Here is a 14,201-nt window from a genome sequence, read left to right as displayed (position 1 = left end):
CTTTCCTTTTAATATTGCTTTATCAAATTCACGGGCGGGGCAACTACCTTACTACTTTTCACATCATATAATCCTATAGGTGTTACTCGTATAAAAGGCAAGTGCGTCGCAGAAAAGAATAAAATTGTAAATGCTGGATCATCATACGCGTAGCCACGCTCTTGTAGTAATTTCACCATCTGTTTCTCTTCCTGTATTAATTCACTCATTTTTAAATTAGACATACTCCCGAGCAATGGTAATGCTATTTCGTGTAGTACTTCATTCTTTTCAGCTATTACCATTCCCCCGCCAAGCTCTTTTACTCTACGAAAAGCTGTAAGCATATCTTCTTTTCTTTTTCCGATAAGAATGATGTCACCTGTACCAGAATAAGAGCTAGCAAGCCCACCCAGTTCTTTCGCAAAACCTTTCACAGCTATATTCACTTGCCAACTGCCATCACGAGCAATCACCATAAGGAAACATTCATCATGATCTGTGGATAATTCATCACAGTCTATATTGATTTCACTAGTATATGGTTTTGTAATAACGTTATTTAATAAGTGTATCCCCGTTTTATTAGAGAAAATCATATCCTCTTTTTCTATTGACCAATCTAATGATAATGGAGTTACTTTATATCTACTCCAGTCTATAAGTAATGCTTCATGTGTATTTACACCGTCACGCTTCACCCATTTCCCCTTTGCAAGGACACTGATTGGTACTGGGTTTTCTTTACTTTCTAAAATATTGATATTAGCAATTCTACCTGTCGCAATCGAACCATGTACATGTTCCATATTATAATAACGAGCAATATTATAACTTGCCATATCGTATGCATCTATTACTGGCACTCCTTGCTCTATTGCTATTTCTATCAACCGATTTGTCATTCCGTTTTCATAAAAGGATGGATGTGAACCGTCTGTTGTAAAAATGAATCTATCAAATTGTTTCACACCTAATTCCAGCAATTCTTTCAGTAAAACTTCTAAATCCGGTCGGATGGAAGAATTTCTAAGAGAAACAGTGTAACCTTGCATAAGACGAGTTAACGCTTCTTGACCTGTCATCGCTTCATGATCACAATCTGTACCTAACAGTTTTAACTTCGCTAAAGTCGTTTCAGATGCTCCTGGGAAATGTCCTTCTACTTTTTTCTGCAATTGCTTCGTTTCCTGCACCCAATTTAACATTTCATCATCGCCATGTAATAGTTTTGGCCATGCTGTTAGCTCGCCGCCTTGAAGAACCGCTTCATGCTGCAGCCACTCTATTATTTCTTCACGATTAAACAAAGATTCCCTGTTTTGCAATTCAGTTTGTCCATCAAAACGGCACCACCAATACATACTTGCTGGAATCTTTTTGAATTCATCTAATAAACGAAATGCTTCTTCACGCTTTAATGTGAAAAATAAAGTTAAATTATCATTAATAAAAGTTGTTGTCCCAAACTGCATCGCATAATTCGCTAACGTCTCTGGGTTATACAACTGATACGGATGTGCATGCGGTTCTATGTAACTGGGTACGACATACTTTCCTTCGCAATCAACAACTTCACACTCCATTAATTGCTCTGGCAGCTGCTCCCCTACGTATACAATTCGATCATTATATATCCAAATGTTCGCTGTCATCCACTCGCGCATATAGGAATTTAAATATGTTGCATTCTTTAATAATATGTGTGTGCTTCTCTTACCATCTAGTACTTCAACATGTTCTCGTAATTGTTTATTACTCCATTTATAATGATTTTCCTCCATTGTATTCAACTCCAAATCAACTCATAATTATTTTGATTAAAACGAGAAATATTTAACTAACTAAAGTATTTTCCATTCATAACTCCCAAATTGGCGCCCCTATATCCTTCATTATATGGAACAATTTCAAAAATAACAATTTTCAGAACTATATACATACCTCTTTTATCCAAAATAAAAAGAATGTCATGTAACTGACATCCTTTTTTATTTTGTCGTAAGCATTAAGATTGATTTTCACTTTGGAATACACTTGATGTCATATCATAAATGCAACTACTGTCCATAGTTGCGAACTTAAAAAAGCACCTCTTTTAAATACAACTATAACAAAATTCTATTCATTTTCTTTTCATCTATTTATTAAATTCAATTTGCATCATTTTATTAAACTGCGGAACAATATCGACCCCACCTATAGAGTTGAGACTGATAGCCAATGTATGTTTGCCTCCAATTACTCCCCCAGCAAAAGTTGTAAATCCAGGAATTCCTCCTCCATGCCCCCAAACTGAAACACCGTTTGGAAGTTTAGTCTCATAGATTCCAAGACCGTATGCGTCACCAACGCCTTTTCCTTCTATAGGAACTGTAGTAAGCATTTCTTTTAGCTCGCGTTCTTTCAGTAACTTACCACCGAGTAAAGATGAAAAGAACTTATTTAAATCATCCGCATTAGAAATCATATCTCCAGCTGCATTAGCTAAACTCGGATTATAATACGTAATGTCTTTCAACTCGCCTGTTCCTTCCATTTTCACATATCCACGAGCATGATTCTTTCCTGGGATGACGGGTGAATTTCCTGGTAAAAACGTATTTGATAGGTCCAAAGGTTCAATAATTCGCTTTTCGATTTCTTCCGCATAACTATTTCCAGTTATTTTTTCAATAAGCATTCCTAGTATTACGTATCCTGTGTTTGAATACGACCAGCTTTTACCTGGCGAAAAATCCGGAGGCAGCGCAAGTCCTATTTTCACTATTTCTTCTGCTGTATACGTTTTTTTCGAATTCATTATGTCAGCATCTTTTGACTTTAAATATTCAGCTATACCACTCGTATGATTCAAAAGTTGGCGTATCGTAATTTGATTACCATCATACCCATTTCCTTGCACGAGACCTGGTAGCCACTTTTCAATTGGATCGTCAAGTTGTAAGCGATTTTCTCCTACTAATTGAAGCACAGTCGTCGCAGTAAACGTCTTCGTCACACTACCAATCCGAAAGCGATAATCCGATTTCACCGGTTTCTTTGTACTTAAGTCCGCCACGCCAGCAGTAAAACTACTAGTTTTTCCGTTGTTAGACGCCTTAGCTAATATTCCTACAGCACCAAGCTGTACTGTTTCCTGCATTACTTGTTTCCAGCCATTACGATTCTTTTGATCATGTACTTGTGACGAACTAGAAATATTTTGAGTTGACTCTGCAGTCACAGTAAAACCAGGTGTGAATAGAACAGTACCCGCTAATAAAACTGCAAAACTTGCTAACTTAATTGAATTACATTTTTTCATAAGGCTTTCTCTCCTCCATTAATATCGAATTGATTCAAGCTATACTTTCATCCTATATGATAAATCTCTCTTTTTTCTTATCCATTCCTTACGAAATACTTACGTTTAAATTTAAATACGGTAAACTGAGGAAGAGTTATGCATGCAAATAAAAAGAGAACATGTTTTCATTTTTTATGTAAACATGTTCTCTTAAACATTTAAAATTCTATATCAACTTTTCATCCTATTCTTTACACAACTAATTTATATTCCTTTTTACCAGCCCGCACTAGCATTCATACCATTTCCAATAATAGAAAGTAATAGCGGCCATAATACTGGTCCCAATGTAAGAAATACATTTAGAAGTATGAGCATTCTATATCCAACGGTGAAATTGTGATTTTTACGATTAACAAATACTAAACTGATTAATGATATTATAGTTGTTAAAAATAATACTAACATTAGCAACCAATACCACACCATTAAACTAAGACTCCACGGTGTTAATAGCTCATGTATGATACAAAATGAGATTCCTAATACAGCAAAACTAAAACTAGTCACCGATGTTTTTATAAGCCATTTATTTATTTATTTTTTTATCGTATGTATTTTTACAATATAAATCTATTAAAGTATATAAAGATAAATATGCCATTAATACACCTATCCAAGACAATAACCAGTCTCCGTCTCCTTTGAATAATACGTACAGTAACCAACACATACCTACTGCTGAAAAAACAAAGGAAATAAGTATGCTTTTTAATACCGATTTCATTACATTTTCACATCCTTAAAAAATCAAAAATTAATTATAATTTATAAAAATTAAGTATAGGTTAACATGTAATGAAGTATAAGTAAATAAAGTTAATTTACAGTTAATTTCATTTTCTTAGTTGAAGGCAGTTTTATATATGAAAATGATTCATGATAATCAAATTTCTCTACAAAAAATAAAGGTGGATATTTACGTATCCACCTTCCCATCTCCCTCTACCCACTTCATTATTTTTTCCACATCTAACTCCGTATACGTCTTTTCTCCATAACGAACAGACTCATATAACGAAGTAATATTTCTCGTTCTACAAATTCTTTTTAACCACTGTTGTATCGTTTCATAGGATCTTCTCTGTTCATGAAATGGTAATGTTCTTTCCCATTCAACTAACGTTTTTCTTATCGTATCTGTCGGTAACGGCTGTTCTAACTGATGAATGACTTTTTCATTCTTTATGCTTCTTACCGCAGTTTGCTTTGTGATCGATTCTTTCTCCTGTACTATTTCTGTTTTCGTCAATTTTTTCCTAATATACTTGTAGATGGCATATATAATTGATATTGCGATTATCACATAAAAAACTATAGTAATCCATACATTTGAAAGAATAGAAAGCACGTCACTCCATAGACTTTCTCTTTCGAAAGGTTGAAATTTTCTACCCGTTTTCGTTCTTATACCTGTATCTTTTACTTCTTCATATTCATCTTCATCTATTTTGGAATCATCAAAATTTTCACCTATACTAGTAAAGTCATAATTTCTTTCTGATATTGTCTTAGTCTTACTGAAAAAACGCTCTTTTACTATGTCTTGTACATACACAACACCTTGTGATAACGTTATCGCACTAATCGCAAAGAAAAGTATGATTAAAGTTCTTACACTCCATAACTTCACTTTCATATGCCGCTTTTTATTCCCCATGACATAAGCCCCTTCTTATTCTTTCATTACAATCCATTTATTCGTTCTACTGTATTTCTTTGGTGAAGTACCAATAATTAAAGGAACCGCATCCAGTTCCTTTCGACGAAAGCCTGCTGTGTAAAAGTAAGAAGAAGATATAGGCGTATCTTGGTCTGATATCGAGGCAAGTACCCTTAATACATTTTGCAAATGTTTCCGATTATCCCCATTTTTTATATGTAGCAAACCGTTATCTTTTACACTATTGATCCATACTTCAAACGAACAGTTTTGCATAAGAAGTTGTTTGCATATACCTGCTGTTAATTCAATTAGTTCCTCTATATCATTTCGCAAAGAAACACCACTTTTATTTTGCAAGTTGAGATAAATCGCGTATTTATCACATTATGTTCGCTCATACTTTTTCGCAATTATCGTCCCTGTTTTCGCTGTTGCACTCCAGTGGATGGAACGAAAATCTTCATTTTCATAAGACTTTACTCCCATTACTTTCGTTTCATCATATAAGGGTGAAGACATCGCTTTTCGAAATCCTCGTGACCATTCTTGTAATTCAGGAACTTGTATTTTCGGAACAGCTGGTAAGACTAAATAAGAGGGCGTATCAACTTGTTTATATGTTATATGGTTCGTTATAAATCCAAAGAGATCAGTAATAACAATTTCAACTTCTTCCCATTTTGCGATGCCTCTTTTTAACGCTACAGCTTGCAAATCAAATGAAACTGACTCCCTTCCTTTTAAATTAAAATTCATATAATAATTTGAACCTGTACTATGATTTTTGTTTATTTCATCATGATTCCAAGTTAGCTTATTTTCACATTTAAATCTAAATACGATATTAAGAATAGGAAATATCGACTTGTTTGAAATTTTCATTTTGCACATATTCGTTTCACCTATAAAAACATTCGAATTCCCTTGACTGTATTCCCATTCAACACGAGATACTTTACGTATATATACATGCATAGCACCTATTAAAATTACATATAAAAATACGAGAGATAAAAACAGTAGATTACTTGAAAATACACTTAAAATAACGGCTACAACTGACATAACCCCCATTACGAAAGGCTCCGCTAAAGGTGTATACACAAGCTGTTGATTCATCGTACATTCTCCACTGGCACACTAATCGTATGAAGAATTTCTTTCATAATTTGTTCTTTCGTCGTTTTCATCTCTCCCTCAATCGTTAACGTTAAACGATGAGCACAAACTGATGCAGCGAGCGTCTTAATATCATCTGGCGTACAGTAATCTCTTTCATTTAATATTGCCCGTGCTTGAATTGCTCTCATAAATGCCAACGTTCCCCGAGGGCTTACACCAATTTCAATTAACTCATGGTTACGAGTTGCTTCAATAATTTCAAGGAGATAATCTTGCACATCATTCCCTACTAACACTTCTCTTGCACGCTTTTGCATCGTAATAATTTCTTCACTTGAAATAATAGAATGTAACGTTTCTAATGGATCATTCATTTGAAGCCGATTCATCATTTCCTTTTCAGCTTCTCTCGTAGGATAACCTTGGCGTATTGTGAGTAAAAACCGGTCTAACTGAGCATCTGGTAAAGGAAATGTGCCCGCTGATTCGAGTGGATTTTGCGTTGCTATAACTAAAAAAGGGTCTGGTAATGAATGTGTCTGTTTCGCAATTGTAACAGTACGCTCTTCCATAACCTCAAGTAACGAAGATTGTGTTCTCGGTACAGCTCGATTAATTTCATCCACTAATACGATATTTGCAAAAATGGGTCCTAACCTCGTTTTAAAATCCGATTCCTTCACATCAAAATATTCAAGGCCAATAACATCTCCAGGCAAAGTATCCGCTGTAAATTGTATTCTTTGAAATTTAGCGTCCACACTTTTAGCCAAACTTTTCGCTAATGTTGTTTTTCCTGTCCCAGGTACATCCTCTAATAAGATGTGTCCTCTTGCTATAAGAGCTATAGCTGCCAGTTCTATCGATTCATCTTTTCCTATAATAACCTTCGAAATATTATTAGTAATTTTCTTTAATGTACTCATATATTATCTACCACCTTTTAATTATCTAAAAATTAAGAATATATTTTTTCCAAATTATAACATGAAATTCGAAGATGAAATAGAGTGAAAATGAATCTTTTATTTTTTCTTCATTGCACGCAAAAAAGCACCTATTGTCGTATATTGACAATGAGGTGCTTAACTCAATCCAACAGCCTTCTTTCCCTCTAATTTTTAGTAACAATACATCCTTTTTACTCCCACGCATACATTGTTTTCAATTAACTAGTAAAATGCATTCTAATATTACATATAATAAAAACCATTTCGATTTGTTCGTTATAGAACTTCCTCTACATCGACACTCTCTATCTTCACTTCATACATATTTGGGATGTTTGCTTCTTTTGGTACCCATGCATAATAATTTTGATCATTCTCTAAAATAAATTGAATTAACTTTGTTTCTGATCCATTCCAGAAATTTTTAAGATTATCAATGTAGTCCTCTAAATCTTCTTTATAGTCCAATTGTAATATATAATCTCTTACCGTCAGGGCAAACACAATTAAACTTCCTAATAGATTTTTTTGCTCATTTTCTTCTTCATACTCTTGTGGTAAGAACCACACTTGACCTATTCCTATCGTTTTTTTGTATTTTTCATAAAAACTACTATCATTCATATTCTCATAATCATGTATTAATTCATTGACCAATGAATGCCATTTTGGCGGAATCATGTTTTCCAATGCAGGATTATGTTCAATTCCTTCTACTATATCCTCGATTTCTTCTGTCTCATCTTCATAGTGATATTCACCTAGGTCTATATGCTTGAATTTCATTTCATTTTTATAATGTGCCAAATCATATGGATAATGATTATTATCTTTTAAACTTGTATCATCAAGTCCGAGTATCTTTACTATTGCAGCTGTCTCAAAGCTCCAGTACCCCACATATCCAGGTTCTTTGTGCGCATTTTTCCATTCATAATCATAATGGCCTTTAAACCATTCTTTCTCCATGTACGTTTGTAATCTTTTAGATGCTTCTTTTTTATCTGTTTGTGCAAGTTCTATAATCTCTCTCGTTTTTGCATATGGATTTTCTTTATAATATCTATTCGTCACTTTTGTGTATCCGATATCACTAGCGCATAAGAGGAAATCGATTACTGCGTCGTTCATATTTTCCTTCTCAACTAGCTTGGCTAAACTTACAAGATTCTTTTTATCTGTTTCTAATAAAATCCCTAGAGATATCATCCAAATTAGATTTAAATATCCAACTTCATTTTCCCCTATATGCCTCAAATCAATAAGAGCTTTGTCAAAATCTCCTTCTATTGTATGGATAGCTTCTCCTAGGGAATATTTTGCGTTAATATCCTCTAACTCATAATTAAAATTTAATAGATACCTTCCTTCTATAAGACTTTTATTATCTTTAGCCTTTCTTTGAATACCATTCCTTTCATCTTCTTCAAAACTTTTAATCTCCTCTCTATTTTCCTCAATAAACTCTTTATTATATTCTATTCCTTCTCTACATTTTTCTTCTATACATAAAGGATCTCTCATACTATTCAATTCCTCCTAGTTCCTTAAATTATGGCCATTCTCCAATTATGTCTCCCTTTGCATCTATTCTAAATGTTTTCACATTTCCACTACTATCAACCTTTGATAACACTCTCTCAACTTCCTGATCTTGTAATGCTTTCGTAATCTTTGATGCTAATTTTGCATCTCCATCAACTGCCTTCAATATTCTACTTTTTCGGGTCTTCGCACCATTCAACCAATCATTTGACATTTGTCGTCCATCTTTAGTTTTCCCCAATTGTGAACTACCAAACTTAGCTTCATCTATAACGTATTTGATCTTTGATTCTGCATTTGCATTTTCGTATAATCCATCAATCCCTTTTACTATTTTATCATTTATGCCTGATGATGCACTTTTTTCGACTGGCTTTAAATCAAATCCAGCTTCTTTTAAACTTTGATTATTCAATAAATTGTCACTAGATTTTATTTCACCATAGTTCCCTTTTTGCTTATTTGTAGCTGTTTTTGCATCAAAATTATCTACATTTGTATTTTTGTTACTGCTAGGTTTACCGTTAGCCGCACCCCCACCAGAAGACTGGATTTTTTGAATAGTATCCTTAGTATTTTGAATCGATTTATTCCAAACAAATCCACCATGTACAAAAAGACTTGCCCCAGTAGCTGTTGCTGCTATATCTAATGGAATAACAATTGGTGATGCTAACCCACCAGTTCCTACTTCTGCCACGATAGTTAAGAAATTAGATCCGCCTATGAGCGAGATACCTTCAAACATTTCTAGAATGGACCCGGCTATTTAATAATATTGCCCTGTTTTTTTTAATGTTTTTTGACATTGAAAAACAAACTATATACCTGCAATTGAAGCCTATGTGCATATTCTGTTAGCTTTAATTCATAAAAATAATTTTGATAAATTTATAGCTTACCTTTCAATTAAAAAAGCACTTATTATCTCAAATAGACAACCAAGTGCTTTAAGTTCATATGTTTTTAAGTAGCATAAATTTGTAAATTTTTGCCCATTCCAAGTCTTTAATATTCGTCGTACAGTAAAATGTCATCTCGCCTAAGCTCGTAATTCTTTTTCTATTCTCTCATTGCACACAGTACTCCACGATGGTACAACCATCATGATCTATGAATTTCAAGAAAGTATCATTATATCCCATGGTTCTATAATTAAGCACACCAACTATTCCTTTAATTTAAAGATTTTCTATATAACTTTCTGCAATATCAATATCATTTGTCATTTCTAATTCTGGAAATTTTCCATCTAATTTTCTTAAGCAATTAATTAGTTCTTTACTTTGTATAATTTCTACTATATCTTCCAAAACTTCACTTATCCAATATAACTCTTCTTTACTACAGTTCTCTAAATATCTTATAGTATTTTCCTCATTTTCTGAGAGAACTTCTATTATTTCATTCCAACTTTTTTGTATCCCATAGTCATCATTCAAATTTAATTTTTTTCTTTCATTTAATATAACTTCCATTTTATTTGCTATATCCATATTAATCCTCCAAACTCTATCTACGGTTGTTTAGTCGCATCTGGAAAAATAGTCCCTATCTCTCCATTTGTTTTTATAACTCCAACCCTAACCCCATTATACTCTCCAAAAATAGCCACACCATTTTCTGTATTCGCAAATTCGGGCAATTCAGCAATCTTAGCACCTGCTGCTGTAATATCAGACTCTGTCCAGCTTTCTGGAAACCATGATTGATTGGAACCTGTTCTTTTTGCTTTCACCTTGTGTCCAGGCACATTACCTACCCTAACACCGTTTTCGTATACTTTATTTATATTATAATCTACATTATTTTTTTCCAAAAATTCAATATTACTTTGTCCATGTCCTCCACCCTTCATTTTTGAAATATCTCCTGTTTTAGGATGTGTTGTAAAGTCACCTACATTTGAATGTTTAATGCTACTTTCGGGTATATTAACCTTGTTAGCCCGACTAGTTCCATTACTGAATCCACCCGTACCCTTACCACCTTCTTTAGACTTCGCAAACTTATAATAAGCTTCTATTAATTCGCCTTGAGGTATTTTGGTTACAATAGTTCCACCAACACTAGAGAGTGCATAGGAAGCCTCTCTCTTAAATGATTGTAACATTTCAAGCGTAGGCTTCAATTCTTTTGCTAGTTTTACTGCATTAGCAAATGTACTTACTCCACTTGATGCTTTTGCTCCTTTTGTGATATGGCCTACTTTATTTAGTGCCCTATCGCCTAATATTGTGGTAGCTACTTGTGTTAATCCATAGGTAGTCAATTCTGTACGACTCTCTGCATCTCCCTCTATCATATCTCGTTTTATTTTATTTGAAAATGCATGCCACATATTTTTTGCAGTTTCATCCAAATGGAAAAGTGCATAGGTTACATTAATAAAAGTTCCTATGTCCATATTACTTAAAGCTATTGCGGACTCGATTTCATCACCAATAGCTTTCCCCGATCCTCTTTGAATAGCTTCCCACATCTTTTTCGCTGTTTCAAACGTGCCAACTATACTGTCTGTCGCATCGTCCCAAGCATTTCTAACCGGAGATTTCTTCTCAATTATGTTATTTGTTTCTATATCATTAATTGACTGATCATTTTTTCGAGCTGTTTCTTCTATAATCCCCTGAATCGAACTCACCCAATCCATATTCAACCCTTGTGTACTAAACGTACCACTCACAGGACTAAATCCTTTCCCACTTTGCACTTCAGCGAGTCCGGCTGTGATGCTAGCTGCTAATTGGAGAGCGGTGCTGTAGTTGTTGCTGGATGAATGATTGAATTCATATAAATGCTCTAGTTTTTCTTCCAGTTTTTTTCTCATTGTACCTAATACCGTTACAATTGCACCTACTCCGGGCATTGGTGTAAGTACTTCTATTGCTTCTATACTTGTAATCGATTGATTAATTCCCCTTATTTGTTCTCTTATTTCTTGTTCAATCACATCTGTCGAAGCAACTTTCGCTTGGAACTCATTTGGAAATGCTTCGTTTTGGCGAATTAATTCTTCACATAAGCATATAATTCCTTGCGCTAATGGCCGAAATGTTTGGACAAGGTAGGATTTTGCACTACTGTATGTTTGTCCTTGTAATACTGTGTCTATCGCAAAGGCATCAATAGATTGAATGACTTGTTCCATACTTTGAATCGTAGCATTACATATAGCGTTCATACTTTGAGTTTGACTTTGTACTTCTCCCAAATACATGTTTAAACTCATGTATTGGCCTCCCTTTGTAGTTGCTGCTGTTCATAGGAAAGGTCGTTTTCTTTCTCACTGAGATGCCGTTTTTCTTTAAGCAACGTCTCTTTTTCATTTTCTAATTCGAATGTAAGTTTTCTTTCATACTGTCCGATTTCTTGCCGCATATTCGTAAAAAGGTGAAACACTTCTTTGTCGCCGTGCCAAGTTTCTAGTATTCGGTTAAATAAACGATTACTTCTATTTTTCCATTCATGAAAACTAGCCTCAGCTCGTTCTTGATTTTGCAGCGCGATTCGGTTTTCATTTTGTTCTTCAAATATAATTCGTAATTTTTGATTACATTGATTGATTCTCGTTTCAATTCCTTGACTCATCTTTTCCCCCTACCTTTTCCCCTTTACGTAGGTTGTTACATTATTGAAAAGTCTTTTGAAGTCCTGTATCCATTTTCTCAAATTCATTTGCTACGGAATGGATATTATCAATTGTTTGTTGAAAAGCAGTACAAAATTGTTTCGTGATCTGTAAATTTTGTTGATTTGCTTCTTGTGCCTTGAAGTTCACAGATAGTGTAGTACGCGTTGCCTTATTTATAGAGCGACTAGTAGCACTTTTCATTCTATCTGAAGCATTTCTCATTTTCGTTGCAAGTTGCGTTGCCGTATGCAAATTACTTTGAAATTCTCCCATTACTTGCTCCTCTCTACCTTTTATTTACAAGAAAATTATACCACGGAAAAATATCCCAATAAACCGAATGTTCGAATTTAACATACAATTCAGCACTGTTACTGAGGATACGAGCAACGCTTATCTATCAACATAACTGAGTCCAAAATGGATTCTACTTATACAAAAAAGATGACTTCAGCCATATGCTAAAGTCATCTTTTTCTACCTTATTATTTTACTAACTCTCCATTATAAGCTTTTATATCAAGAGGAGCAGTTAAAAATTGTGCTGCTTTACTAACGAAAGATGTGAAGTGTTCACTCGTATTATGGCTCGCAACTGCTGCTTCATCTTTCCATACTTCTACCATCGTATAAACACTTTCTTTTTCTGTATCTTTATATAAGTCATAAGATACATTGCCACTTTCTTCTCTTGAACCATGAATGAGTGGCTGAATTTCTTCTAAAAATGCTTGTTGTTTTGCTGGGTCTACTTGAAATATTGCGTGAATAATAATCATGGTGCTTCCCCTCTCATCTTTCACTTATTGAAGTTCTTTTATAAAATTATTTCCACTCTGCAACTTTTTCAATTGGAAGACGTACTGATTGGTAACCACTGTCTGCAGCTTTCCCGATTGAAATTAACATAACTGGTACGTAGCTTTCTTTATCTAGTCCAAATGCTTCTGCGATTTGATCTTTCTCAAATCCACCAATTGGACAAGTGTCATAACCGTGCGCACGAGCTGCTAGCATAAATTGCATTGCTACAAGACCACCGTCAATTAATACCGTATCTTTCATTACTTCTGGTGTAACCATAGAGAAGTAAGCTGAAAGTTTTTTCATTTGATCTTCTTTTACTTCTGCTGGCATAAGTCCACGCTCTACTGCTGTACCGTAAATTTCTTCTGCGTTATCAAAGTTGTTTAAATCACCAAATAAAGCAATCATTGCTGAAGACGTTTCTACTTGAGATTGATTGAATTTCGCAAGTGGCGCAAGTGTTGCTTTCGCTTCGTCACTTTCAATCACTACGAATCTCCATGGTTGCATGTTTACTGAAGATGGTGCAAGTGTTGCTTCTGTAAGAATTTCTGTCATTTCTTCTTTGCTAATTTTCACTGAAGGGTCGTACTTACGAATTGAACGACGTCCTGTTAAAATTTCGTTAAAATCATTTGTTTTTACTGAGTTAGTCATAGTTGTATTCTCCCTTTTTTATAATTCTTTTATATTTTCTTGAATGTGATTTAACATATTTAAAAGATTATCGCGTTCTTCCTCACTTAATCCTTTAAATGCAGATGCTGCAAAACGTTCTTTTTCTTCTTGAAACGCCTGAATTTTATTTCGCCCCTCTTCAGTAAGAGAAACTAACGTAATTCTGTTATCATCTGGATTTTTACGTCTTACAATCATTTCATTGGCCTCAAGCTGCTTTAAATGCCTTGTTATCGCAGCATTATCAATATTCACTTCTTGCTGAAGTGCTTTTTGACTAATTTCACCTACTTCAAATAATTGAAGTATAAGCTCTAATCGAGACTGGCTCATACCCGTACACCCTTCAAATTTCGAACTTACTTCTTTATTTAGAAAGTGTAATTTATATAAAATAATCGCTTCTTTTGAGCATGAACTTGTCAAATTAACCCTCCTTTACAATCAAAATAAAAACATTTGATGTATCAA

Annotated in this window: 12 protein-coding genes and 3 pseudogenes; all 15 read right to left on the bottom strand. The window is 34.1% G+C overall.

The genetic code is table 11. From position 1 onward, the window contains the following. Positions 1-8: 8 nt before the first annotated feature. The 15 genes and pseudogenes from ACTFO4_RS24515 to ACTFO4_RS24445 all read right to left on the bottom strand — a co-directional run bounded on the left by ACTFO4_RS24515 (position 9) and on the right by ACTFO4_RS24445 (position 14,156). Positions 9-1,763 carry an adenine deaminase gene (locus tag ACTFO4_RS24515; RefSeq protein ID WP_078421530.1) on the bottom strand — a complete coding sequence of 585 codons (1,755 nt, stop codon included), beginning with the start codon at positions 1,761-1,763 and terminating at the stop codon, positions 9-11. Between the two features lie 356 nt (positions 1,764-2,119). Further along, positions 2,120-3,286: a serine hydrolase domain-containing protein gene (locus ACTFO4_RS24510; RefSeq protein ID WP_440014254.1), complete on the bottom strand. Its 1,167-nt coding sequence runs from the start codon at positions 3,284-3,286 to the stop codon at positions 2,120-2,122. Positions 3,287-3,544: 258 nt separating this feature from the next. Continuing rightward, a pseudogene (locus ACTFO4_RS24505) lies at positions 3,545-4,055 on the bottom strand (DUF3902 family protein). Between the two features lie 192 nt (positions 4,056-4,247). Further along, on the bottom strand, positions 4,248-4,988 hold the full coding sequence (locus tag ACTFO4_RS24500; RefSeq protein ID WP_440014252.1) for a signal peptidase II: 741 nt from the start codon (positions 4,986-4,988) through the stop codon (positions 4,248-4,250). A gap of 15 nt (positions 4,989-5,003) precedes the next feature. Beyond that, positions 5,004-6,113 (bottom strand): annotated as a pseudogene (locus ACTFO4_RS24495) (DUF58 domain-containing protein). Next, on the bottom strand, positions 6,110-7,042 hold the full coding sequence (locus ACTFO4_RS24490) for an AAA family ATPase (protein WP_078421527.1): 933 nt from the start codon (positions 7,040-7,042) through the stop codon (positions 6,110-6,112). The pseudogene ACTFO4_RS24495 and the gene ACTFO4_RS24490 overlap by 4 nt, the downstream one beginning before the upstream one ends. A gap of 300 nt (positions 7,043-7,342) precedes the next feature. Continuing rightward, positions 7,343-8,590 carry a PoNi-like cognate immunity protein gene (locus ACTFO4_RS24485; RefSeq protein WP_078421526.1) on the bottom strand — a complete coding sequence of 416 codons (1,248 nt, stop codon included), beginning with the start codon at positions 8,588-8,590 and terminating at the stop codon, positions 7,343-7,345. Positions 8,591-8,618: 28 nt separating this feature from the next. Further along, positions 8,619-9,380 (bottom strand): annotated as a pseudogene (locus ACTFO4_RS24480) (hypothetical protein); the annotation flags it as partial. Between the two features lie 412 nt (positions 9,381-9,792). Then, complete coding sequence (locus ACTFO4_RS24475; RefSeq protein WP_440014251.1) at positions 9,793-10,107, bottom strand: hypothetical protein; 315 nt, start codon at positions 10,105-10,107, stop codon at positions 9,793-9,795. Between the two features lie 20 nt (positions 10,108-10,127). After that, a complete protein-coding gene (locus tag ACTFO4_RS24470; RefSeq protein WP_440014250.1) occupies positions 10,128-11,843 on the bottom strand; it encodes an EndoU domain-containing protein in 1,716 nt (571 codons plus the stop codon). Further along, positions 11,840-12,202, bottom strand: a complete 363-nt coding sequence (locus ACTFO4_RS24465; RefSeq protein ID WP_000077520.1) for a DUF3958 family protein — start codon at positions 12,200-12,202, stop codon at positions 11,840-11,842. Before ACTFO4_RS24465 ends, ACTFO4_RS24470 begins: the two co-directional genes overlap by 4 nt. Before the next feature lie 40 nt (positions 12,203-12,242). After that, positions 12,243-12,518: a TIGR04197 family type VII secretion effector gene (locus ACTFO4_RS24460; protein ID WP_000503635.1), complete on the bottom strand. Its 276-nt coding sequence runs from the start codon at positions 12,516-12,518 to the stop codon at positions 12,243-12,245. 212 nt (positions 12,519-12,730) lie between these two features. After that, complete coding sequence (locus tag ACTFO4_RS24455; protein ID WP_000583804.1) at positions 12,731-13,024, bottom strand: putative quinol monooxygenase; 294 nt, start codon at positions 13,022-13,024, stop codon at positions 12,731-12,733. 46 nt (positions 13,025-13,070) lie between these two features. Next, positions 13,071-13,709 carry a nitroreductase family protein gene (locus ACTFO4_RS24450; RefSeq protein WP_000185393.1) on the bottom strand — a complete coding sequence of 213 codons (639 nt, stop codon included), beginning with the start codon at positions 13,707-13,709 and terminating at the stop codon, positions 13,071-13,073. An 18-nt stretch (positions 13,710-13,727) separates the two neighbouring features. Next, the gene (locus tag ACTFO4_RS24445; protein ID WP_000204162.1) at positions 13,728-14,156 is read right to left on the bottom strand and encodes a MarR family winged helix-turn-helix transcriptional regulator; all 429 of its coding nucleotides are present in this window, start codon (positions 14,154-14,156) and stop codon (positions 13,728-13,730) included. Positions 14,157-14,201 lie beyond the last annotated feature (45 nt).

It is taken from the genome of Bacillus cereus group sp. MYBKT14-1 (assembly GCF_051915185.1).
In the GTDB taxonomy this organism is placed as follows: Bacteria; Bacillota; Bacilli; order Bacillales; family Bacillaceae_G; genus Bacillus_A; species Bacillus_A cereus.
The sequence above is the reverse complement of the archived record's forward strand: the minus strand, read 5'-3'. Positions and strand labels throughout refer to the sequence as shown.

What these genes read in the sequence shown, in the direction of transcription:
- ACTFO4_RS24515 (WP_078421530.1), bottom strand. Translation starts at nt 1,763, where the DNA reads ATGGAGGAAAATCATTATAAATGGAGTAATAAACAATTACGAGAACAT.
- ACTFO4_RS24510 (WP_440014254.1), bottom strand. Translation starts at nt 3,286, where the DNA reads ATGAAAAAATGTAATTCAATTAAGTTAGCAAGTTTTGCAGTTTTATTA.
- ACTFO4_RS24500 (WP_440014252.1), bottom strand. Translation starts at nt 4,988, where the DNA reads ATGGGGAATAAAAAGCGGCATATGAAAGTGAAGTTATGGAGTGTAAGA.
- ACTFO4_RS24490 (WP_078421527.1), bottom strand. Translation starts at nt 7,042, where the DNA reads ATGAGTACATTAAAGAAAATTACTAATAATATTTCGAAGGTTATTATA.
- ACTFO4_RS24485 (WP_078421526.1), bottom strand. Translation starts at nt 8,590, where the DNA reads ATGAGAGATCCTTTATGTATAGAAGAAAAATGTAGAGAAGGAATAGAA.
- ACTFO4_RS24475 (WP_440014251.1), bottom strand. Translation starts at nt 10,107, where the DNA reads ATGGATATAGCAAATAAAATGGAAGTTATATTAAATGAAAGAAAAAAA.
- ACTFO4_RS24470 (WP_440014250.1), bottom strand. Translation starts at nt 11,843, where the DNA reads ATGAGTTTAAACATGTATTTGGGAGAAGTACAAAGTCAAACTCAAAGT.
- ACTFO4_RS24465 (WP_000077520.1), bottom strand. Translation starts at nt 12,202, where the DNA reads ATGAGTCAAGGAATTGAAACGAGAATCAATCAATGTAATCAAAAATTA.
- ACTFO4_RS24460 (WP_000503635.1), bottom strand. Translation starts at nt 12,518, where the DNA reads ATGGGAGAATTTCAAAGTAATTTGCATACGGCAACGCAACTTGCAACG.
- ACTFO4_RS24455 (WP_000583804.1), bottom strand. Translation starts at nt 13,024, where the DNA reads ATGATTATTATTCACGCAATATTTCAAGTAGACCCAGCAAAACAACAA.
- ACTFO4_RS24450 (WP_000185393.1), bottom strand. Translation starts at nt 13,709, where the DNA reads ATGACTAACTCAGTAAAAACAAATGATTTTAACGAAATTTTAACAGGA.